The sequence below is a fragment of the Streptomyces sp. NPDC046900 genome (assembly GCF_040644975.1).
Lineage (GTDB): Bacteria > Actinomycetota > Actinomycetes > Streptomycetales > Streptomycetaceae > Streptomyces.
The window spans coordinates 1-22,701 of the sequence record NZ_JBEYXD010000109.1 but is presented as its reverse complement, the minus strand read 5'-3'; the positions used below and the strand labels follow the sequence as shown (position 1 = coordinate 22,701).

At 68.2% G+C, this 22,701-nt stretch carries 18 protein-coding genes; 6 read left to right on the top strand and 12 right to left on the bottom strand.

What is annotated here, in order from left to right; genetic code table 11:
• Positions 1-148: 148 nt before the first annotated feature.
• From ABZ904_RS45030 to ABZ904_RS45020, 3 genes are all read right to left on the bottom strand, one after another.
• Positions 149-367 carry a hypothetical protein gene (locus ABZ904_RS45030; RefSeq protein ID WP_361829937.1) on the bottom strand — a complete coding sequence of 73 codons (219 nt, stop codon included), beginning with the start codon at positions 365-367 and terminating at the stop codon, positions 149-151.
• Positions 367-966, bottom strand: a complete 600-nt coding sequence (locus ABZ904_RS45025; protein WP_361829935.1) for a PAS domain S-box protein — start codon at positions 964-966, stop codon at positions 367-369. Before ABZ904_RS45025 ends, ABZ904_RS45030 begins: the two co-directional genes overlap by 1 nt.
• 309 nt (positions 967-1,275) lie before the next feature.
• Positions 1,276-1,974 carry an SDR family oxidoreductase gene (locus ABZ904_RS45020; RefSeq protein ID WP_361829933.1) on the bottom strand — a complete coding sequence of 233 codons (699 nt, stop codon included), beginning with the start codon at positions 1,972-1,974 and terminating at the stop codon, positions 1,276-1,278.
• Between the two features lie 611 nt (positions 1,975-2,585).
• Here ABZ904_RS45020 and ABZ904_RS45015 point away from each other — a divergent pair.
• The 6 genes from ABZ904_RS45015 to ABZ904_RS44990 all read left to right on the top strand — a co-directional run bounded on the left by ABZ904_RS45015 (position 2,586) and on the right by ABZ904_RS44990 (position 7,184).
• Positions 2,586-3,059, top strand: coding sequence for a helix-turn-helix domain-containing protein (locus ABZ904_RS45015; protein ID WP_361829931.1), 474 nt, complete (start codon positions 2,586-2,588; stop codon positions 3,057-3,059).
• Positions 3,060-3,666: 607 nt separating this feature from the next.
• Positions 3,667-4,533 (top strand): epoxide hydrolase N-terminal domain-containing protein, encoded by an 867-nt coding sequence (locus ABZ904_RS45010; RefSeq protein WP_361829929.1) that lies wholly within the window; start codon positions 3,667-3,669, stop codon positions 4,531-4,533.
• The gene (locus ABZ904_RS45005) at positions 4,530-5,309 is read left to right on the top strand and encodes an alpha/beta hydrolase (RefSeq protein WP_361829927.1); all 780 of its coding nucleotides are present in this window, start codon (positions 4,530-4,532) and stop codon (positions 5,307-5,309) included. The genes ABZ904_RS45010 and ABZ904_RS45005 overlap by 4 nt, the downstream gene beginning before the upstream one ends.
• A 150-nt stretch (positions 5,310-5,459) precedes the next feature.
• Positions 5,460-5,744, top strand: a complete 285-nt coding sequence (gene tatA, locus ABZ904_RS45000; protein ID WP_361829925.1) for a Sec-independent protein translocase subunit TatA — start codon at positions 5,460-5,462, stop codon at positions 5,742-5,744.
• Positions 5,745-5,806: 62 nt separating this feature from the next.
• Positions 5,807-6,670 (top strand): twin-arginine translocase subunit TatC, encoded by an 864-nt coding sequence (gene tatC, locus ABZ904_RS44995; protein ID WP_361829923.1) that lies wholly within the window; start codon positions 5,807-5,809, stop codon positions 6,668-6,670.
• A gap of 115 nt (positions 6,671-6,785) precedes the next feature.
• On the top strand, positions 6,786-7,184 hold the full coding sequence (locus ABZ904_RS44990) for a Sec-independent protein translocase TatB (RefSeq protein WP_361829921.1): 399 nt from the start codon (positions 6,786-6,788) through the stop codon (positions 7,182-7,184).
• Between the two features lie 59 nt (positions 7,185-7,243).
• Here ABZ904_RS44990 and ABZ904_RS44985 read toward each other — a convergent pair whose 3' ends face one another.
• The 9 genes from ABZ904_RS44985 to ABZ904_RS44945 all read right to left on the bottom strand — a co-directional run bounded on the left by ABZ904_RS44985 (position 7,244) and on the right by ABZ904_RS44945 (position 22,527).
• Positions 7,244-7,507, bottom strand: coding sequence for a hypothetical protein (locus ABZ904_RS44985; RefSeq protein ID WP_361829919.1), 264 nt, complete (start codon positions 7,505-7,507; stop codon positions 7,244-7,246).
• Between the two features lie 110 nt (positions 7,508-7,617).
• Positions 7,618-8,715 (bottom strand): integrase core domain-containing protein, encoded by a 1,098-nt coding sequence (locus ABZ904_RS44980; protein ID WP_361829917.1) that lies wholly within the window; start codon positions 8,713-8,715, stop codon positions 7,618-7,620.
• A 157-nt stretch (positions 8,716-8,872) separates the two neighbouring features.
• Positions 8,873-11,011 carry a UvrD-helicase domain-containing protein gene (locus tag ABZ904_RS44975; RefSeq protein ID WP_361829939.1) on the bottom strand — a complete coding sequence of 713 codons (2,139 nt, stop codon included), beginning with the start codon at positions 11,009-11,011 and terminating at the stop codon, positions 8,873-8,875.
• A gap of 366 nt (positions 11,012-11,377) precedes the next feature.
• A complete protein-coding gene (locus ABZ904_RS44970) occupies positions 11,378-11,674 on the bottom strand; it encodes a hypothetical protein (protein ID WP_361829915.1) in 297 nt (98 codons plus the stop codon).
• Between the two features lie 248 nt (positions 11,675-11,922).
• Positions 11,923-12,741, bottom strand: a complete 819-nt coding sequence (gene drmC / locus ABZ904_RS44965; protein ID WP_361829913.1) for a DISARM system phospholipase D-like protein DrmC — start codon at positions 12,739-12,741, stop codon at positions 11,923-11,925.
• Positions 12,738-14,573 (bottom strand): DUF1998 domain-containing protein, encoded by a 1,836-nt coding sequence (locus tag ABZ904_RS44960; RefSeq protein ID WP_361829911.1) that lies wholly within the window; start codon positions 14,571-14,573, stop codon positions 12,738-12,740. The genes drmC and ABZ904_RS44960 overlap by 4 nt, the downstream gene beginning before the upstream one ends.
• The gene (gene drmA, locus ABZ904_RS44955) at positions 14,570-18,097 is read right to left on the bottom strand and encodes a DISARM system helicase DrmA (protein ID WP_361829909.1); all 3,528 of its coding nucleotides are present in this window, start codon (positions 18,095-18,097) and stop codon (positions 14,570-14,572) included. The genes ABZ904_RS44960 and drmA overlap by 4 nt, the downstream gene beginning before the upstream one ends.
• A 45-nt stretch (positions 18,098-18,142) precedes the next feature.
• A complete protein-coding gene (locus ABZ904_RS44950) occupies positions 18,143-22,138 on the bottom strand; it encodes a type IIL restriction-modification enzyme MmeI (RefSeq protein WP_361829907.1) in 3,996 nt (1,331 codons plus the stop codon).
• A complete protein-coding gene (locus ABZ904_RS44945; RefSeq protein WP_361829905.1) occupies positions 22,138-22,527 on the bottom strand; it encodes a hypothetical protein in 390 nt (129 codons plus the stop codon). Before ABZ904_RS44945 ends, ABZ904_RS44950 begins: the two co-directional genes overlap by 1 nt.
• Between the last annotated feature and the right edge of the window lie 174 nt (positions 22,528-22,701).

Here is a 22,701-nt window from a genome sequence, read left to right as displayed (position 1 = left end):
AGACACCCAGTGCGGAAAGACACCGGTGCAAGCGCCGCACGACGGTCGCGGGCCGGGATCCGGGGGCCCGGAGGCGGGTCGAGGGACCCCTCCCCGGCCTTCAGGCCGGGGCGTCCTCGGAGACATTTGGTGAATGGCTGATGGTGCTTCAGACCGCCTGGAAGCCCTCGTCCGCAACCGGCTCAAACGCCTCCAATACCGGCCCGACACGCACGCGCACGGCGCGCACGCCCAGGGCACGGCCCTGTGCGTCGTCGAGGCGGAAGAGGGAGGCCGTCAGCGTGCGTTCCTTGCGTGCCTGCGGCGGCAGGAACGCCCGGTATTCCACGTTGAGCGTCGGGACGCCGCTCTGCAGCACCTGGCGCATCAGTGCCTCGAGCGTTTCGGCCTCGCCGCCGAGGCCGCCTCTGTCAGCCTGCGCCCCAGCCGCCGGATGAGGGGGATGCCGTCCTTGAGGCCCTGGGTGTCGTTCACCCAGGTGCAGCGCAGCTCGGTGTCGCGTATCGCGACACCGACCGGCAGGCGGCTGGGGAGATGTAGCGCCCCCGGGAGCGAGGGATGCGCCGCTTCGTGCGCCGCCCACGAGGGAGGTGTGGTCTTCTCGCTCGCCGAGACGACCCACTGGGCCCGGCCGTCCTGTCCGGACAGCGACTGCACGCACAGGCGCACGTCGATCCTGTGGCCGTCGCGGTGACGGACCTTCGCGAAGCCGGACCAGCGGCCGGGGGCGGTGCCCTGCTCGAAGAACGCCGAGACTTTCGCCCGGTCCTCGCCGTCCGCCAGCAGGATGGCAGCGGAGCGGCCCACCACGTCCGCGGGCGCGTAGCCGACAAGCCGCTCGGCGGCGGCCTGCGTCCACCCGACCACCCTCTCATCCGCATCCGGCAGGGTTATGGCCGCGCCGGCGCCGGCCGCCTCAACGGCCGTCTGGGCCACGGTGAATGCCGCTTCCATGGAACTGCCCATCGATCATCCCTTTCTGTGTCCCCCGCGTCTGCGTCCCCCGTGGTGGGGCGTGCCTGGTGGCCGGCCGTTGTGCTCTGCGCGCCGGTCATCGGCCACCAGCGGTGCTGCCGCCCCCAAGCGCCAGGACTTAACGCGTGCCGCCCTGCGGCCCCGGCAGAAAGTGCCCGCCCAGGGCGGCAGACCCGGGGTGCGGACGTGCGCCGGGGCGGGGATTCCCCGGCCTGCGCACGTCCGCACCGCCCTGCGCAAGGACCTTGCGCGCCGGCCGTTTCCGGCCCAGGCCGGCGCACCGCCAGGCGCCGCGTGGCATCAGGTGCCGGATGGCGCGCTGACCGGCTGCGAGAGGGTGGCCTTGATACGCCGGCTCTCCTCGTCGGCGAGGACTTCGAACTGGTTGCCGGTCAGGGCGTCCATGGTCAGCTCGGCCACGGTGGAGGGGCTGATTTTCGGTGCGTCGGTCCAGGCGCTGAGTTCCGTGTCCACGAAACCGGCATGTACCCCGACCACCAGGGTTCCCTGCGGGTGCAGGGCCTGCCGCAGGGAACTTGTCAGTGACCACTGCGCGGCCTTGGAGGCCGCGTATCCGGGGAATTGCGGCTGGCCGATCCAGGACGCCAGCGAGAGCATGTTGACCAGTGCTCCACCGCCGTTTCGGGCCAGGACCGGGGCGAAGGCCCGGGCCACCGCCCAGGTGCCGAAGTAGTTGACCTCCATCGCCTGGCGTGCACCGTCGAAGGCGCCTTCCAGCATCCGGGTGCTCGCGCCGCCGACTCCCGCGTTGTTGATCACGATGGAGACGTCGTTCGCGAGGGCGGCGGCCGCGGCGACCTCCTCATGGTCGGTGACGTCCAGGCGCAGCGGGACGAGGTCGGCATCTGTCACGTCGGCCGGGTCGCGGACGCCGGCGTAGACCTTTGCTGCGCCGTGGCTGATCAGTGAGCGGGCGAACGCACGGCCGATGCCGCGATTGGCGCCCGTCACCAGGGCGACTGATCCTTTGATCTCCATCGTGCTTCCTTTGCAACAGGCACGCCCCGTTCAGGCGGGCTCTTGGCAAGTGGTCGTCCGCTGGCCGGCAGAACCGGCACAAACGGGGGAATCCGGCTGCGATCGGCTCGACGGCCGCTGCCGCACCATCCGGCGCGGCCGGAAGGGCGTCCCGCAGTCAGGGTTTTCCGAGCGGCTCGCGTCCAGCGCGCCGCTCCTGGGTCTCAGGCTAACCTCTAGATTTATATTTGCAAGCTAGGATAGGTCGGACTTCGAGTTGATTGATCATGTATTGCACCTCCCTGGGTGCTGTGCACCACTGCGGCCGCCGAGGATGCGGGGTGTGGATTGCGAGGTGAGGGGTGCGAGGTGCGAGGTGCGTGGGCTGCGCCGGCGGGCGGGGCCGGTGCGAGGTAAGCGTGCCCGGAGCCGGCGGGTCGCCCCTGGTCAGGGCGGTGCGGTGAGGGGGGCCGGGCGCGCGGTCGCTTCTGTGGGGGTGCCGGTCGGGGCGGTGGCCGGAGGTCTGAATTGCAAGATGAAATTCAGGGTGTAGACTCGGCTGTAGCACCGTGCCGCAGCCGCACATATGCGCGAGTCGGCACCATGAGTCGGCACCATGTGGGAGGTGGACAGTGTCAACCGAACGGCAGTGGTCAGGCCCCACGGACGACGAACCGGCGTGCTCCATCGAGCGCAGTCTGCAGATACTCGGCGAGCGCTGGTCCTTCCTGGTGCTCCGCGAAATCTTCGCCGGCAGACACAAGTTCGCCGAGATCCAGTCAGCCCTGGGCATCGCATCGAACCTGCTCAGCGCCCGGCTCAGGCTTCTTGTCGAAAGCGGCGTGCTGTGCACGCAGACCTATCGGGAGCCGGGCAGTAGGCCGCGGCAGAGCTATCACCTGACGGAGGCGGGGCGCGACCTGCGGGTGGTGATGTCCGCACTCCAGCAGTGGGGCGACCTCCACCGCCGGCGCCCCTCGGGCCCCTCTATGCTGCGGCGGACGCGCTCCGGCTCGCCCGTCCATGTGGGGTACCTCGACGACGACGGTCACGAGGTGCCCGTCACCGAGGTGGTCAGCGTCACGGACACGGTGGCCAGGGCTTGACCGAAGCCCCCGCTGACGGCTGAAGGGCCCTCGCCCCTGACGTTGAACTTCCCATTTGCCAGGGTGAATTGCGTGGCATCCTGCCCCCTGGCCAGGGAGCAGTCGCCGGCAGTGGGCACGCGCCCCGGGCGGACACCCGCACGTTCATGAACGTTGACCGGCCGCATCTCGCTGCTGTGGTGTCCGCTCCCACCGGCAGGGCAGGGTTCTTGGGCCTTTCCTTGCGGCGTCCCTCGTGTACGCGGACGTGTGGGGACTGGTCGCGAGACCGATGAAAGCAGGGCCAGTGCGCCGGAGTCCTCGGCGGGGCCCTGGCCCGCTCTCCCGCGGTGTTCCGTCCGGTGTTTCCGTCCAGGCCGTGCCCCTCACTCGCAGCTCTGTCCTATATCGGTAGATTCATATGCGATCTGCCTTGCGATCTGCAAGTCAGACCCTTACCGTGGAAGCAGAGGCGAGCGAGAAAGCTTCGCCCCGGCATTCCGGAAGATGTTTTCCGTCCTGAATGCGATCCGGGCCGCGTCGGCCCTCACAACACCTCGCACCGTCAGTAGTTGCGTTCGAGGTATTCCTCTCGCCTTTGCGTGGCGGCAACTCCAGGAGATTCATCGTGTCCGAAATATTCGGCTTGCACTCTCGTCGGAAGTTCCTTTCCACCTCGGCCGCCGCCACGGCCGCCGCGATCGCGGGATCCTTCGGCCTGTTCCCCGCCCAATCTGCCGCGGCGGCGACCGCGACGGGATCCGGTCTCGACGCGTCAGCGCGCGGGAGCATCCGCCCGTTCCGTGTCCATGTGCCGCAGAAGGAACTGGTCGATCTCCACCGCCGCATCACTGCGACCCGTTGGCCCGACATGGAGACCGTCGCGGACCAGTCACAAGGCGTGCCGCTCGCGACGATGAAAAAGCTCGCGCGCTACTGGGCATCAGACTACGACTGGCGCAAGGTCGAGGCGAGGCTGAACGCCCTGCCGCAGTTCATCACCGAGATCGACGGACTGGACATTCACTTCATACACGTCCGTTCGAAGCACAAGGACGCCCTGCCGCTCATCGTCACCCACGGATGGCCCGGCTCGGTCATCGAGCAGCTGAAGATCATCGAGCCGCTCACCAATCCCACGGCCCACGGCGCGAGCGCGTCGGACGCGTTCCATGTATTGAATCCTCCCCCAGCTGAAGCAGGGGGATTCCTGGCTCACGCTGGCTGCGGGTCAGCGACCAGCAGCTCTTACACGATCAACACCAGCCGGGTTGAAACCAGCCCGGTTTTGTACGGCAAAGCTTGGAGGTGCGCGTGCCGTCTTGGTTCTCGATCGGCACGGTGCGCGCTTGGTTCTCGCAACGCACGCACAGCTTACCCGATCATGTGGGCGGTCTTTCGCCCTGGGGGTGAAACCCCGTTTCCTGCCCTGCTCCGCAGGGGTCCGATTCCTCCCCGGCCTGAAGGCCGGGGCGTCCTCGGAGGCATTTGGTGATTCCGTCGCTGCCCGGCTACGGGTTCTCGGGCAAGCCGACCACGGCGGGCTGGGGCCCCGAGCGCATCGCGCGTGCCTGGACAGAGCTGATGAAGCGCCTGGGGTACACGAAGTTCGTGGCGCAGGGCGGCGACTGGGGGGCGCTCGTCACCGATATCATGGCGGTACAGGCACCCGCGGGGCTACTCGGCATCCACACCAACCTGCCCGGCACGGTTCCGCCCGACATCTACAAGGCGCTCCAGTCCGGCAACCCGCTGCCCTCCGGCCTGTCCGACGAGGAGAGGCGTGCCTGCGAGCAGTTGGACTTCTTGTACAAGCAGCACATCGCCTACGCCCGGATCATGGGCACACGCCCGCAGACGCTGACCGGGCTGACGGATTCTCCCGTCGGTCTGGCAGCCTTCCTGCTCGACCATGACGTGCGCAGTCTGGAGATGATCTCCCGAGCCTTCGCCGGACACCGCGAGGGGCTCACCCGCAACGACGTCCTCGACAACATCTCGCTCTACTGGCTGACGAACACAGCGGTTTCCGCATCTCGTCTCTACTGGGAGAACAAGCTCTCCGTCGTCGACGCCAAGGGTGTCTCCATCCCGGCTGCCGTCAGCGTCTTCCCCGACGAGATCTACCAGGCCCCCAAGAGCTGGGCCGAGAAGGCATATCCCCGCCTCATCCATTACAACAAGCTCTCCAAGGGCGGGCACTTCGCGGCCTGGGAGCAGCCACACCTGTTTGCGCAGGAACTCCGCGCGGGCTTCCGGCCGCTGCGGTAGACGAGCAAGTCCGCCTGCCTGCCCCCGTTTTGGGCCGGCTCTGTTCAATCCCCCCAGACATCCGACACGCCCGAGATCGGCTGCACGTCCCGGCTGTGCCCCAGCCGGGTCGTGAAGCCGGCCCACAAGATTTGAACTGGAGTGACATCCGTGCTTGAGAACCGTGCTCTGGAAATCATCATCATCGCAGCCGTTGTCCTGCTGCTCTTCGGGGCCAAGCGGCTCCCCGACACCGCGCGGGGGCTGGGCAAGTCCCTTCGCATCTTCAAGTCAGAAGTCAGTGCGATGAAGACGGATGCCGCCGAACCGGGCGCCGCGCCGCGCGCAGGCGTCCAGACCGACGCGCCCGAAGCCGGCGGGCAGGTCGCTGCGGCAGCGGAACCGGCCCGCCGCGCCGCCGAGCGCGCCCGTACCGAACCCGAGGTCACGCGGTGAACGGTATCCGGCAGGGCGCATCCGCCCTTTCTGTAACGCCGGGGAAGGCATCCAAGCAGGTCATGCCGCTCACCGGGCACCTTCGTGAGCTGCGCAACCGCCTGGCCATCTCGATCCTCGCCCTGACCGCCGCCACCGTCGTCGGATGGCTCATCCACGATTGGCTGCTCCAGCTGCTGACCGGACCGGCCTGCACCCTGACCCATGTCCACGGTGTGGGCCGGCCGACCCGGGAGTGTCCCAATGGGCTGCTGGTCAACACGGGACTGCTGTCCCCGCTCTCCCTGAGTTTCAAGGTGGCCGTGACTGCCGGATTCGTCATGGCGGTTCCGGTGTGGAGCTACCAGCTCTGGGCCTTTGTCGCGCCCGGGCTATACAAGAAGGAGAAGAAGTACGGCCTCGGCTTCGTCGCTGCCGCCGTCCCCCTGTTCTGCCTCGGCGGCTACCTCGCGTATGTGACGTTCCCCAAGGCGGTCGAGACCCTGGCCGGATTTAACCCCGACACCTTCTCCCTCTCGCTGCCTGGCGATGAGTTCCTGGACTTCTTCCTCCGCGCGGTGCTCGTCTTCGGCCTCTCCTTCGAGCTCCCGCTGATGCTGCTCCTGCTGAATTTCCTCGGCATCCTCAGCGCCGCCACCCTGCGCCGCCAGTGGCGGACGGCCGTCTTCGCCGTCTTCGTCTTCGCGGCGGTCGCCACCCCCACCGGCGACCCGATCACCATGGTCGCCCTGGCCGTACCCATCAGCCTGCTCCTCCTGGCCGCCCTGGCCGTCGCCACCCTCCATGACCGCGCGGCAGCGCGCCGCCGGGCCGCGGACCCCGACTACCGGCTGAGGGACGACGAAGCGTCCGTCCTGGAGCAGATGTCCTCCCACGAAGGCGCCACCGCCCCGCAGTCCCCAGAACCGGTGGATTTCGTCCTGTGAGTCCAGTCCACCCGCGTGGCACCACGCGACCGCCGGTCCTGCGGGCCTCGTCGGAAACCAAACCCTGCAGCCCCCCGAAGAAGGGCTCACCGCCGAATGACCGAGGAGCTCCACAGTGATATTCGATGTAGGCCCCCTTGAGGTGGTCGCGCTCGCAGCCGTCGCCGTCTTCGTCTTCGGCCCCGACAAGCTCCCCAGGATGATCACCGAGACGATGGGATTCGTCCGCAGAGTCCGGGAATTCTCGGACAGCACCAAGCAGGAGATCCGCAAGGAACTGGGCCCCGAATTTGAAGAATTCGACTTCCAGGACCTGAACCCCAAGACCTTCGTCCGCAAGCAGCTGAATCTCCACGGCGACGACATCGGCCTGAAAGAGATCCAGGACCTGCGCAGCGGCATCGCGAACGACACACACGAGACCGCGGCACCGGTACGAGCCATGCACACGCAGGCACAGGACAAGCCCGACGCCCCTCACGCCGGCAGGCAGGCGCAGGCACGGTCTTTGTGACCAGGTGGGTGCGCACGGCCCCGGCGTTGTTCCGTTACGCCCGACTTCGTAGTAGTTGATCAGATGCCGTAGGCGGCGAAGGCGTCGTTGTGGTTGAGGAGATCGCGGCGGACGTGGGCGATGTTGGCTCGTTTGGCGAGGCGGAAGGTGCTGATGCCCAGGTTGCGGAAGCTGGCCAGGGCTCGGGGGGCGGTGCCGGTCCTGACCTGGGAGTTGTCCTCGTGGAAGGTGACGTCCCGCACCCAGTGGATCTTGTTTTCGATGGACCAGTGGGCCCTCTCGTAGTGGTTGAGGTGAGCGGGGCCGGCGAGGCGAGCGGGCATGCTGGTGACGCCGAAGACGATCTCCTTCCTGGTCCAGGTGCCGTCGAGGCCGCCGGTGTCACGGCGCAGGCGGAAGACCTTGCGCCTGCCGAAAACCTCATCCGACCAGTTCAGGCGGCATGTTGGTACTCGTGGAGGATGCCGCCGAGTCGTTGGCGTCGTCGTATGTCGAGGTGGGTGATCTGCTCCGGATCGGTGATCGGCATCGGCAAGGGGTGTAGCGGGCGGGCGTTGGCGATGCCCTGATGGGGCCGGTGGGTGTTGTAGAAGTCTTCGAACTCGCATAGTGCGTGGAGCAGATGCCGCTGGTTCCAGATCAAGGTGCGGTCCAGCAGCTCGCGCCGGCAGGTCTGCACCCACCGTTCCATGATCGAGTTCATGCGCGGCATCCGTACTCCGCTGAGCACTACCTCGATCCCCGCATCGTTGAGGACCGTGTCGAAGAGGGCGGGAAACTTCCCGTCCCGGTCCCGTATCAGGAACCTGGCCCGGTGGCGGGCGTCTTCGAGGTCCATGACGAGGTTCTTCGCGGCTTGCGTCACCCACGTGGCGGTGGGGTGCGCGGTGGCGCCGAGGATCCTGATTCGGCGGCTGGTGTGCTCGATTACCGCGAACACATACATCCGTGCCCCGGACAAGGTGATCGTTTCCAGGAAGTCGCATGCCAGCAGGGCGTCGGCTTGGGAGCGCAGGAAGTCCGCCCACGTGCTTGTAGCGCGTTCGGGTGCGGGGTCGATCCCGGCTTCCTGGAGGATTTCCCAGACGGTGGAGGCGGCCACCGTGACGCCTAGAACGAGGAGTTCGCCGTGGATGCGGCGATATCCCCAGTTGGGGTTCTCGCGGGCGAGCCGCAGCACCAGCAACCGGATGGAGCGCACGGTCCGCGGCCTTCCCGGGCGCTTGGGTCGGGAGCGGGCAGCGTGGCGGCGTGCGATCAGATCGCGGTGCCAGCGCAGCACCGTGTCCGGACGCACCACCAGCCGTATCCTGCGCAGCACCTCCGAGGGCAGGCGGTGCAGCATCGCCGCCAGGAACGCACGATCGCTCCGGGCGAACCGAACTCTCTCGCCACCGAGTTGGCGCTCCAGCACCGTGATCTGATGACGCAGAGCAAGGATCTCCGCGTCCTTGTCCCGGTCACTCATGGGCAGCAGGCGCAGCACGGCGAACGCGTTCGTCACGGTCAGGTAAGCCAGTCGCAGCAGCACGACCAGCCATCATGCCGGGGTGATCGCCAGCCGCGCGAGAGTACCGATTTGAGCGTCCGTGCTCGAGAACCCGCGCATCCCGCATGCCGGCTCTCACCTGGGCGGATGAGGTTTTCGGCAAGGGCAGGGTTCCTCGATAGAGGCGGTCGCGGGTGGCTCAGGCCGGCAGGAAGGGGCTGGGCTCGCCGTTCCAGGAGACGAACAGACCTTCACGGGCACGGGTGCAGGCGACGAAGAGCAGGCACCGCTCGGCGAGCATGTCGGTCTGGTGCTGCAGCCGGTCCACCTCCATGGGGGTGACCGCGCTGGCGGCAGGCACGCTGTGCGCGGTGACCCCGATGACTGCCATGCAGCGGTACTCCAGACCTTTGATCGCGTGCATTGTGCCGATCCGCACGGCCGCACGCTCCGGTGGCGGATCGTTTCGCAGCATCGCGACCTCGAGGCCCGCCTCCGCAAGCCGCTCGGCTGCGAGATCACCGAGCTTGCGGGTACGGGCAGCCAGCCCGATCTCCTGCGGCAGCACCCCCGCCTTTGTCCAGGCGCGTATCTGGTCGACCAGGGCATCCAGCTCCTTGATCTGGGTCGCAGCCTGGTGCAGGACGGGGCGGGTGCCGTGCAAGGTGGACCGGTACCCGTCGAGGCCTTCGGCGCTCTGTCCGATGCCACCGTCGTCGTTGCCGTCCAGAGAGCCGAATGACTCACCCGTCAGCAGGGCTGTGGCCCACGTGAGGATCTCATGCGTGGTCCGGTAGTTGAGCCACAACTGCGCGGACCGCCCGGCCACTTTGATCCCCAGGCTGCGCAGCGACACCCTGTTGTCGTAGATGCGCTGATGCGGGTCGCCCGCGATGAACAGGTCGTCCGGACCTTCGGCGACACACGCCCGCAGCATCCGCCACTGCGCCGGGTGAAGATCCTGAGCCTCGTCGACCACCACATGCCGGTAGGCAGGCTCACCGCGGGCAGCGAGCACCCGGGCTGCCTCGTCGGCGATCTGCAGGTGCGTGAACTTGCCCTCGTCCCGCAGCTGCTGGGTGAATATCTCCACAGCCCGCCACGCCTTGGCCCTCTGGACCGGTCCGAGCTGGCTGCCTCTGCCGCGTCGGGGAGCCTTCAGATACTCCTCCAGGGAGGAGATTGACTGCGCCAGCACGACGTGGCGGTACTCCTGGGCGAGGAACGGCTCGGTCCACGGCAGCTCCAGCTCCCGAATGGTCCGTCCCCACCGCGCCTTCTCGTCACTGTCGAGGACCACCTCCAGCCGCTGCCCGCCGCGGGCGGTGCGGACCAGCTGGTGAGCGAGGCTGTCGACGTGCACGACATCCACCTGGCGCAGGTGTTCTTCCTCGAGCAGCAGGGCCAGTGACTGCCGCAGCCCAGCAGCCAGGGCCTTTGTAAATGTGGTCAGCAGGATGCGCTGCCCGTCGGCAAGCCCGCGCACCAGATGAGCCACGCGATGCAAGGCCACCACCGTCTTGCCCGTGCCAGGCCCTCCGGTGACCTGCGCGGCACCCGCGTACGACGGCCGGTAGGCCACACGACGTTGCGTGGGATGAAGGAAAACCCGCCAGGCATCGAACGGCCTGGCCAAAATGCCCAGCAGCTCTTCAGGCCCGTCAACCAGCGCGATGCGACCCTGGCTGCGCTCCATCGCAGCACCGATGTCCTCGGCGTCCACCACGTCCGGAGCCTTGCCGTCCGGCAACTGCTGGGCCGCGACCTGCTGCCATACCTCATCGGGATCCATCTCGGCGGCCAACGCCAGCAGGACGTCGTACTGGTTCTCCGGAATAATCTTCTGGAGCGCGTCCAAGTGCGCCTCGGTGGTCAAGAGCCTGACCAGCGGCAGCAGATCGCGGTCGATCCCCAGCCGCAGCAGGTCGGCGTCGCTTACCGCACCGAGCAGACGCTTCTCGGTCGTCCCGGCGATGTGCTCCATCGCCGGCGTGATCGCCTCCAGCGCCTGCTCATTGCGCACCTCCAACACGCCCAGCACAGCGTTGACGCCGAAACGGCGGCTGCGCGCGTACTCGATCGCGTCGTCATGCGGCCGCACGCTGATCAGGCAATAGTCGTCGCCGGCCTCCGGAGCGAGGACCACACCGCGCCAAAACTTGTCGATGCGAATGGTGCGGATGCGCGGGTCGCGCGCATGAGAGAGCTTCTCCAGATGCAGACCGGCATGCGTATGCGCTGCGAACTTCGCGATCGCGTCGTCCACCGCTTTCTGCACCGGTTTTTGCAACTTGGCGTACTCGACGAGAAAGTCCTTGGCGACACCGAGCTTCGGCAACTGCCCTACCCCCAACGCGCGACGACAGCAGGCCGCAACCCAACACCTACCGTTGCCCCAAACCCCCTGCGACCTGCAGTGAACATACATTGAACCGCATCTCACGGGCGATCGGTTCTCCACCTTGGACCCAGGCCCCCGAGGTGGCGGCGAACACTGCCCTAACCATCGGTGCGGCTGGCGCAGGGGCTCTGCGGTCGCTTGGCCACTCGCCCTGCTCACGCACCATCTGTCTGCCTCCGCGGGGCGGCGATCAGCCGGTCACACTGCGCCTCTTCGACGCCCAGCGTCAGACGAAAGGGGCCTGTTCATCGAGGCGGTCCCGCCTACCGCCGTTGACGCGGCCGCTCCCTGACGGTCTGGTGGTCACCATGTCAGATCCGTCCAATGAGGCTGTGCCCCCTTGTCGGCACGGTGAGCGCAATAGGCAGTCAGTGCTTCCAGCGCGCTCTGCTCATCGGTCCCCGTGACGTCCGCGGTCGCGGCGCGGATCTCGAGGTCCCAGCCATCTTGGATGGTGCCGGTGGAGGACAGCGCATACAGCGCAGCGGACTGGCTGTCGTAGAACTGGGAGGCGATGATCCGTGCCACGAGGTCGGAGATCACTCGGTGTTCGCGTTCGGCGGCGTCCAGCTCCGCCCGGATGATGTCCCAGTCGCCCATATCGCCCTTGCCGCAGAACTCAAGCCCGGCGACACGATGTGGACGCTACGTCCGCCCGCTTGCGTCGCAGAGGGCGGATGACTGATCGTGTCATGCAGGCGGTCTTGACTCGCGTGCAGCCCTGACCGGGCACTTGCCGGAATCCTGCCAGGCTTCGGCCCTCAATGAGGTTGTTGACGCCCAAGAGCACCCACGGGGGTGAATGCGGTGCCGCGCCCGTGACCGGGGTCGTCGACGGCCCGTCGCGGTCACAGCCGCCGCAGGATGCCGTGCTCCTGGTTCATCAGCGTGCGGAAGTGCGCGACAAGGCGGCCGACCACCTCGGGGTTGCGCAGGACCACCCCAACCTCGAGGTTGTGGGTCAAGGCTTGCCCGGTGAGGTTGGCGCTGCCGAGGAAGGCCGTGTGATCGTCGGCGGCGATGAGCTTGGCGTGCAGCGAGGCGCGTCCGCCTTCGGTAGGGCGCCGGGTGGCAGGCCAGTGCCAGAAGTCCGCGGCCAGAGTGCCGAAGGCGGTGCGGGCGTCCTGGCGTAACACGCCCCCGTCTTCGCGGGGGGACTCCAAGACCACGTCGAGGCGCACGCCACGGTCGGCCGCAGCGCGTAGCTCGGTCACAACCTCCGGGATCTGGTACGCGGCGAAACTCACGACGATCAGACGCCGCCGGGCGGCCCGGATCACTTCGGCGATGACCTGGGCGGTGTACCGGACGGGCACGGCCGCTGTTGTAGGCCCGCTGACCACCAGGTCGACGCGGCGGGCCTCAGTCGCCGTGGTGTGGGCAACGGCCGCGGCCTGCAGGGCGAGAGCAACCGCCGGACCGTCGGGCGTCGGGAGGGCGCTGCTCCAGGCACGCATCAGCGCCCGGGCGAGCTCGGCCCGGGTGCCGCCAGGCCAGGCCGTCAGCAGCCGCGCCTCCACGCCGGGCGCGGGCACGGGCGAGGCGTGCAGCACTCGGATCCAGGCCTGCCGGTGGGCAGACGGAAGTTCGGCCGCCAGGCGCGCCAGCACCGCGGACAGGCCGGCTACAGGCGTCGGCTCCGAGGCCGGCACAGGCGGTGCGGTCACCGCTTGAAGAAGCCGACGGCGGGGCCGGTAAGAGTGTCGACGACCAGGGCACGGTCCAGGTACTGATTGCCGCGTTCACAGGTGGTCTCGGCGGCGAACAAACAGGCGTGGCAGGCCGCCCCGTACAGGCGGCCGTGGCCGCGGGGATCGTGCTCCGCACACAGCGGGTCCGAGCTGCACAGGCTCGCCGCGTCCAAGGCCTGCTCGAGCAGAGGACCGAGCCGGTCGGGGTCGCCGAGGCCGACCAGCCCGCCCAGGGTGCCTTCACTGTCCGGAGCGGCCGTGTACAGCAGGATGCCCGCCATGGGCTCGGGACCGGTGTGGGCGTAGATGCGCTCGCTGATGCCGGCGGCGCTGTAGCCGGCCTCGAGGGCGAGCTGCCGGATCAGGACGTGGGAGACGGTGTGCAGCAGCAGGTACCGCGCGCCCGGCCAGCCCTCATCGGGTTCCAGGCGACGCTGGGCGCGCCAGGAGCGGTGGGCGGATCGCAGGATCGCCTGGCGCGCGGCGACATCAGGCCGCTGCTCCCAGGAGGCGATGCGATCCTCGTTGAAGCGCAGGAAGATGCCCTCGCCGCGGATCTCGGCGCAGGGCAGCCAGGTGGGCGCGTGGGAGGAGAGCGGGGCGCGCCGGTATTCCTCGGTGTCCACCACGCCCCACTCGGGCGCGTCGATGCGGGCGAAGCCATACAGGGCGGCGACCTCCCGCAGCCGGGGCACCAAGACGACCTCGTCGAGCCAATCGCCGCTCCCCGCCGGCACGGCGGTGCGGCGGGTGGTGAAATCGGGCAGCTCGACATCGCGGGGACCGGTGAAGGCCTGCCATTCGGGCGCGGCCAGGTCCAAGACGTCGTCCCCCTCACTGGCGGGAGCGTTCGCTGCGGCGGCCCGGCGGCGCACCGCCTTCCACACGGCGGCCTTGCCGAAGGGTTCCAGCATGGGCCAGCACTGCAGGCTGGGCATCAGCCCCACGGCGTGCTCCTCGGGGAGCAGGGCGAGCAATTCCAGCTGCCCCCAGTGCTCGGCGACCGCGTGGTCGAGGGGCTCGACGGCACGAGGGAGGCTGAAGACGCGCATCTGCATGGCGAACCAGCTGTTGGTGGCGCCCAGAGCGACGGTGCGGGCAGCGGTGCCGCACGGTTCAAAGGTCCCCAGGTGGGGGTGGCGGCCGCGGCAGGCGGGCAGGTTCCGCTCCGCGGCCTCCCCGTAGGCCTCGGACATGGCGCGCCGTGACCCGCAGGAGCATTCGACGTAGACGCTGGTGACCTCACCGGTGGTGCCGCGGCCGATCAGCTTCAACGTGCCGTCCGGGCAGGGCTCGGCGCCCCGGTGGACGAAATACACCCAAGGAAAGTCGTCCATGTGCCCGTCCGGGCACGCGAGCACGAAACGGGCGGGTACGGCGGTGGGCCGGTTACGGCCGTTGCCCCGGCAGTTGTGCACGTAGCGGATCTTGTCGGGGGCGTAGGCGTTGGTGAGCAGCTCGAACAACCCGGACACGACCGAGGCGAGCCGGTTGCACTGCGGGTTCGAGCAGCGCAGCCACCGCGGGAACAGCCCGACCGGGACGCCGATGCGGCTCCAGTCGCCGAACGGGTCGGAGTCCTCTGGCGTGTAGGGCGGGGTGCGCAGGGTGTCGACCTGCGGGCCGAGGATCTTGCGCACCGCAGCGAGCAGGCGCTCCTCACGGACGATGTCCGCGCGGTCCAGCTGCCAGCCGTCCAGCCCGAGGACCATCACCGACAAATTGGGCAGGTCGGCGATGGCGCCCACGCCGAAGGTGTGCAGGAGCTGGTTGGGGCGCAGCTCTCCGAGTCGCACAGTGGCGTTCACGCGTTTCCTCCAGTGCCGTCCGGCCCCGTTGCGGGCAGGAAGGGCGGCTGATCGTGGTCACCCAGATCGTTGCCGGTAGCCATCAGCAACCGGATGCCAGGCTCGACATCACGCAACGAGGTGGGGCACGTCGTCAGCCGCCAGCGCCCCTGATCGGGTTCGCGCAGCAGCCCGGCGACATCGTCGGCCTTGCCCCAGGGCTTGCGGTAGGCGAGCCGGCGGGCAGGCACGGACCGCTCGTGCGCCCAGTGGTCCAGCCGCTGCTCGAGGGCCTGCTCCACCTCCAGGCCCGTGGCGTTGGAACCGGTGGTCTCCGCGGCACGCCGCTTCAGATACCGCACCACGTGGTCGGCGAGCCGGCTGTGCCGGTCGACGTCCCGAGCCCGCAGATTGCCGTTGTACGTGGACTCCAGATTCCTGATCAACCCGGTGAGCACACCGGTCAGCCCGCGGTCGACGGCACGCTCGGCGAACGGCGTCACCGACAGCGCCTCGACATGACGGTAGACCGTCGCGTGATAGTGCTCGAACCGCTCGTAGTGCGACAGATCCCGAGGCCGCGCCCAGTTGAGCACGGTCAACACCAGTCCCGGCGCCGCACGGCCCACGCGGCTGGTGGCCTGGATGTACTCGGCGGCCGATTTCGGCTGATTGGCCACCACCATCACACCCAGCCGGGGCACGTCGACTCCTACCGCGATCATGTTGGTGGCCAGCAGCACGTCGATGGGCCGCTTGGCCCCCTTGCCGCTCTTGCCCGCCCTGGCGCTGGTGGCCGGGAAAGCGGTGGACAACTGATCGAGGATCTCCGGGATGTCGCTGCTGGACAGCCGGGAGGTCAACTCGCGCAGCACCGGATCGTACCGGCGGGCCAGCACCGTACCGTCGGCCTGCGCCAGACGCGTGGAGACGTCGTCCTCGACCAGGCGCCGCATACCCCCCAGCTCCCGCAAGCTGTTGAAGTACCCGACCAGCGTCATATACGGATCGGTGACCGGGTTGCGGCCGTACTTCTCATGCAGCCGCTGCGCCGAACCCAGCACCGCCACATAGACGCGGATCAGAGTCGACTTGATCCGAGTGCCATGAGCGCAGATCCCCACATAGCGCCGCCCGGGCACCTGGTCGGTGTCGCGCTGCCGAGCGAAGAAGGTATCGCGCACATCCAAGCCCGGAGGCGGGAAGACGCGGGTGTCACGGAAGAACAGCGCGCTGATCTGCCGCTGAGCCCGGCGCACGGTCGCAGTGGAAGCGATCACCTTGGGCCTGACCGACCGACCGCCGCCCACCTCCCACGTACACAGCCGGTCCACCGCCGTCTCGTACAAGCCCACAAGCGACCCGAGCGGCCCCGAGATCAGATGCAGCTCATCCTGGATGATCAGATCCGGCGGCCGCAGCGCACGCACCGGCACCGTACGCGCCGCCCGAGCGTCCCCCTTCGCCGGATGGGAGCTGCTCTCCCAGTCGGCGTCCTTCAAATCCGCGGTCAGGTAGCCGTGGCGTTCGCAGCGCTCGGTGACGTTCCCGAACAGCGCCTGCGTCTCGCCCTTCCACGGCAGCTGCGCGAACTTGTCGACCGTCGCGATGACCAAGGACGGCAGCAGCCGGTAGATCTCCTCATCCACCACCACGACCGGCAACCCCTCCGGTCGGCCCTCGTCGTCCGAGCTGTTCCACTCCGTGAACGGGCAGGCGAAGTGGGGATCGCCGCACAGGATCAGCGTGCGCCGCCGAACGCCGTCAACCCGGATGTCACGCCCCGGGCTGATCGGGTTGCCGCACCACGGGCAGCTGGTGAGCTGGTGCGGGGAAGCCCGGTGCGACTCGCCCCTGTCGTTCCGCAGCCGGGTCAGCCACTCCTCGGCCGCATCCGTCCGGTTCGGCGTGACCTGCCCACCGACCCACAGGCCGATCCTGAACCGCTCCTCGCCCCACGTTCCAGGATCCTGGCGGCGCAGCACCTCGCACGCGCATATCAGCGCCGCGGCCCGCTGGAACTGCTGGATCGTCAGCAGCCGCAGCGTGTAGCGCATCAACACAGCCATGCCGGCACGAGGATCGCGATCCCCCCACGCGGGCTGCAGACGGCGCATCGCCAGCGTGAACGCAGTCAACCCCAGATAGGCCTCGGTCTTACCGCCACCGGTGGGGAACCACAAAAGGTCCGCCACACCCGAGTCCGTCCCGCGTTCCGGGTGAGCCGGATCGGCCAGCGCAGGCAAATTCAGCAGCACGAACGCCAACTGGAACGGCCGCCAGCTCCGGTTCTTGGCAACATCGCACTCCGCCAGCGCCGCCTCCAGCGTGACCCGCTGCGGATCCGCACGGCGCATGGCCGCGGCAAGACTGTGCACGCGCTGCAGGTGCATGGCCTGATTGGCGAACGCGAACGCCTGCCGCGCCGTCGCATCGGTCAACACGAGCCGGATACCCGCCTCGATCCGCTCGGCCGCCTCCCGCGCCTGCGCCAGGTTGGCATGGGCCTCGTGCGTGAAATCGTCCAAGTGCGCGCGGGAGTCGCTGATCTCCGCCTCCCGGTCGGTGATCCACCGCCGGTAGCCGGTCACCAGCGGCATCAACGCCGCCTCCAGCTCCGCCGGGCCCATCGCCCCCAGCCGGGCCATGTCCGTCACCAACTCGGCGAGCTCCGGCAGGTCCGGGTCCTCCGCCGCGGTAGGCACGTCCGTGTGCGGAATCTCGTATCCGGGCACGGCGGTCGTGCGGATCGCGACCGCGGCCAACGGATCCCCGGGCGCTGCCTCGACATGGACCGCGACGCCGTGGCCAACCGCGAACTCCGGATGAAACCGGTACGTCATCGCCAACTGGTTCTGCTCCTGCCGGTCAGCGGCATCCCCACCGGAAGCCCGATCGACCATACGGCGCCGGAACACCGCAACGCCGTCCGGAGCCGCGGCGGACAACTCAGCCTGAAACAACCACGCCTGCTGCTTACCTATGGCACCCGCCTGATCATTGACGAGGAACAGCGACACCAGCCAGTTGCCACCGAAGCGCCGCGCCCGGCCCCGCACCCGCACTTGCGGCGCCTCCGGATCTGGCGTGACCGGCTGCAAATCACCCTCGACAAGCGGCACCGTGACCGTGTCACCCATCGGGACCCGTCGCCACACGCTGCTGCGACGACTGCCCTCCGGCGCCGTCGCCGTCTCGTAGCGAGCCCACGTCGCCGTCACAGCCAACTCCCGGGCCTCGCCGTCCACACACGCGGTGAACCCGAACGTAGACGGGAACAGGCTCGGCACATTGGGGGCGTCCGGCTCCGCATCACCCTCCTCACCCCCGCTGGGCTCCGCGCCGGCCAGGTTTTCCTGCTCACCTGGCTCGATCACCGCTCCCCTCGGCGCGAGTCGACCCAGCAGATACCGATCGGTCGGGCGCTCCACAATCTCCTCAGGCACGTCACCCACCGGACCGAGCAGGTCGGCCACCACGGCCTCCACCAACTCGTCCCTGATCTCCGCCGCGCTCGGCACCCGCAGCACGCCCTCGTCACCCATACGGCTCACCCTAGATTCCACGACTGACATGCAGGCAGCTTGCTCTCAGAACAAGGCATCCGGCGGAGCCAGCAGCGCTCCGTCGTCAAAGACGACGGCGTCACCGCCTTTTCTCCGGCTACCGCCGCCCTGCTCCTCGGCGTAACGGGCGTGGTTCAACTCGAGCAGCCGGTCCAGCACCTCGCCCCGAACCTCGGGGGCGATGGTGAACCGGGTGCCTTGCTTGGTCTCATGGAAAGCGTGGTCTAGATGCAAATCAGTCCAGCCGTAGGCCTCGTTGACCGCCTCATCGATCGCTACATGGATCTGCCGCAGTTGCTCGAACGCCGGGTCGGTTACCTTCGGGTCATGCATCTGGTTATATAGCTTGGTCAACCCGAGTTGCCGCTCCAACATGAGCGAGCTGCGGTAGGCGTGCAGTTCCTCAGCTGCCTTGCCCATCTGGTCGGTATGGATGGGCTGAGGAAAGTTCTCGAAGCATTCTGAAAGCCCATATACGGGACGTGACTCGTGCGTCGTCCCCATCTTTAGAGCCCATGCTTGGTGTATCTCACTGGTCAATACTGCCAGGAGACCTGAGGTGTTATCTGCGAAGACCACGAGTCGTTCGTTGAATACCTGGTCACTCGATACCCGCGCGAACGTCAAATGCTTTGTTACGCGCGCGATCACGAGTACGTGATCGAGGCCAGTGATGGCCTGCTGAAGGCCAGGGCGTGAGTTCCAGAATTTCCACCACTCGTAGACCATCCGCGGATACTTCTTCGGATCCTTCTGCATCCGTTCAGGCTTGACATTTTGCTCGACATGGGCCCAACAAGCAGGGTATCGACGGGCCTCTTCCTCTGTCATCTCTCCAAAATTAATCACCCAGCGTCTGGGGGAGCAATCCGGGCGAGAGTTGAGATCCTCTCCATTGAGATATGGGTAGAGCACGTCAGCATTGCGTGCGTCTCTTTCGAGGAATGCATGAGCTTGCTCCGGTGCGAGGATGAAGCCCATGCCGAGGACGATGGCTCCCTGGAAGGACTGTCGAGCATTGGCTGCCAAGGGGTGCGGATTACCGCCGATCCGGCTGACCGGGTCGAGTGAGGGTGTGATGCCACGTGCCGACTGGCCATTCAGCACGCGAAGCTCGCTTTTCCCAGCCTGGCCAAGCCAGAGGAGGGAAACCTCCAACGCCGCCGTGCCTGGCCATGGCTGGGACTTCACTGCTCGGTAGATGCCCAACCCTTGCTTAGCCGCTTGGTCCAAGCCGACCTCGCGGGTGTCACCCTGGGCGATGGTGTTGGTGGCGATGATGCCGATTCGACCGGCCGGCACCAGACTGGTGTCACGAAGAAGGAAATACGCGCACAGATCAGCATTTCCGCGCACTCTGTTGGCGACGCGCTCGACGAGATAAGAGCGGTAGTCTTCACCAGCCACCGGTGAGATTTTCTTCCCGCCCACGAACGGCGGGTTCCCCACGATGGCGTCGAACCCGCGCCCCGCCGGTCCGAACAGTTCGGGGAATTCGAGCGGCCAGTGCAGTGGCCGGATCGGCTCCGGTCGAGGGCCGCGCAACCAGTTGTCGATACGCTGCCGTGCCGCCTTCTCCGGTTTGGTGTCGCCGCGCAGTGCGTTTTGGACTTCTTCGGACAGGCCTGTGAGCCGGTCGTCGTAGGCGCTCGCCTTCTGTCCTGCACCGGACAGCGCTGCGGCCACCACAGCGTCAGCGGCCAGGCGAAGCTTGTCGGTGAGGTCGTCGGCATACATCAGCTTCTGTGCCTTGAGTTGTGCCTGCCGAATGTCCACGACCGGCATCGCAGCGATGTCCTCGCGTACCTCGGTTGCACGGGCGAGGATGCGGGCGGCGTCTTCCTCGATGTCGCCGTACAGCCGTGCGTTGATGCGTCGGCCGGTGTCGGGGTTGAGGTGGAAGGCGGTGATCTGGTCGACTGAGGTGACGCCGATGAGGGAGTCGCCGTGGCGCAGGGCGTGGTCGAGGAAGCTGAAGGGCTTGTCCTTGGCGAGGGTGACCAGCCACAGCGACAGCTTGGCGAGCTCGACGGCCATGGGGTCGCGGTCCACCCCGTACAGGCACCGGTCCGCGACCAGCCGTCGCGCCGTCCGAGCCAGCTCGTCCCGGTCGGCCTCCTCACCGACCAGCACCGCTACTTCGACAGGCAGGCCGTCGCGCTCCCACGCTTTCACCACCCGTTCTGCCAGGTAGCGACAGGCTGAGACGAGGAACGCGCCGGAGCCCATGGCGATGTCGGCGACGCGCAGGGCCAGTAGTTGGTCGGCAGTTTTGACCTGCCAGGTGTCGGGTTCGGCGCCGTCAGCGGGGCCGGGAAAGTAGCACAGGGGGGTGAGGGTGTGCTCGACGACTTCTTCGGCCAGGGCACGGGGGGTGTAGTGGGTGCCGGTGGCGCGGCGGTCGCCGACCTGGGTTAGGACGACCGAGCCGATGGGACCGACGACGGGCCAGCCGCGCAGGTCGCGGCGGAGCAGGCCGAGGAATGGGCGGATCCGTTCGGCGAGTGCGGCGTCGTTGTCGCAGGCGGCGTCCAGGTCGGCGAGGTCGTCGCCGGTCGGTTCGGCGGTGAGTGCCTTCTTCATAGTCGCCGCGGTGAAGCCGGCCTTGTCCTTCAGCCAGTCTGCGAAGGCGGCCTCGCCCTCGCTGTGGGCCCGCTCGACTTCGGCAAGGGGCAGTTCGGGTTCCAGCTTGCCGGCCAGTCCCACGTACGGTTCGGTGACCCGCAGGCAGGAGAACTCCAGCAGGCCTTCGTAGACGTGGCCGATCTGTTCGACGTTCAGGCCCGCGTAGGAGAGCTGTTCGGCGCCGTGCTTGCCGCGCAGTACCAGGAGTGCGTCGAGGATCTCGCGGGCGACCCGGTCGCTGACCTTGGTGTCGGCGAGCCATGGGTAGCGGTCGGGGTCGAACAGGGAGCCGCCGTAGGCGGGGATGCGCAGGTCGGGGTGCTCGCTGCCGCCGTGCAGTGCAGCGAACGTGGCGAGCAGGCGCGGCCACGCGGCGGAGCGGCGGTCGCCGACCTCCTCGCCGTACAGGCTGCGCTCGTCTTCCAGGTGCCGGTGCAGGGTGGAGATGGCGTAGGAGTCGGCGTACAGCTCCGACTCGATCGGCAGCAGGCGCTGCTCCTCGGCATAGAGCATGAACACCAGGCGCATCATCACGGTGAGTGCGGCCCGGTAGACATCGCGTGCTTCGACGTCGGCCAGCAGGGTGCCGCCGGATTCGCGGTCCAGTCGGGAGAGTTCGCCCACCAGCAGGTCGACGGCGGCGCGGACCTGGCGGCCCAGGGTGTCGGTGATCTCGGCCTGGGCTGAGGCGCTGCGGTCGAACAGGGCGGCCAGGCTTTGGGTGGGCGTCCCGTCCGGGCGGGTGGCGGGCGGCAGGACCCGCTGTGCGCTGAGGAGGGTGGTGAAGGCGCGCAGCAGTGTGCGCTCTTCCAGCCACAAGTCCGGGTCGAAGGTGGCGGCGCTGGTGGGTTCGCCGCGGCGGGCGTGGACCAGGATCCACAGGCGGCCGTTGGTGACCAGGGCGAGCGGGGTGCCGGTGCGGCGGCAGGCCTCGGCGGCCTGCTCGAGGGGGGAGGACTCGCTCTTGGATGCGCGGGTGAGCCGTTCCTCCCAGGGACGGCGGTAGACGAGCAGGCGGCCGGCGCGGCCTCCCGTTCCGTCCGGGCCAAACGCCACGGCGTCCGGCCGCAGGCTCCCGCCAGGGGCCAAGGTGGTTGCAGTGAACTCGGCCGGTACGGTCGCCCCTTCGGCGAGGATCGGGCCGCTGTAGGTGAGCAGCTCTCGCAGGACCAGGTCCGTCCAGGCGGGCGCGAGCAGGTCGGGGGCCTCGCAGACCTCGGCCCAGGCCTGCCGGACGCGGGCCAGGGTGTCTTCGGGGATCGTTTCCAGCCCGTGCGGGAAGGTCTCGGTGAGGACGGGCAGGGCGAGGAACGGCCCGTCGACCGGGAGGAGGCGCAGCCAGTCGGCGTGCTGCTGGCCAGGGGCGGGGGCGGCGGGCTTGGTTGAACGCGGCATCAACGGGTACCTCGGGCCAGCGCGGAGGGGATGAGGAAGGTGACGGCGGCGGGGAACCAGCGCGCGGTGGGTTCGGCGTAGCGCCGACGCAGAGCTGCGGTTTCCTGCTCGCGCAGGCCGGGGATGGCCTCCAGCCGCTCGGTGAGCGCGGCACGGTCCTTGCGGAGCTGGTTCGCCTCGGCGGCGACCTCGAAGAGGCTGGCCTGCTCCCAGTGGGCGTGGTCGGCCAGCGCGGTGCGGATGGAGCGCTCCAGGTCGGCCAGAACGCTTTCGACTCCGGTGACCTCTTCGCTGCAGCGCCGCTCAAGCAGGCTGTGCAGGCTGCGGGCTCGTTGCTCGGCCCGGGCGCCCAGGGCCCGGCCCAGGGGGCCTTCCAGGGTCGGCCACAAGTCGGTGAGCCGGCCGAGGAGGGCGGTGTCGGGGAGCTGTTCGGTGGCGGCGTCCAGCCAGGAACTCAGGTCGGCCTCTTTACGACTTGGTGCGCGATAGCTGACACCCTGCCCTGAGCATGCGAACGGCCGTGCGGGACGATCATGATTGTGACGTCAGGATGGGCCCGCACG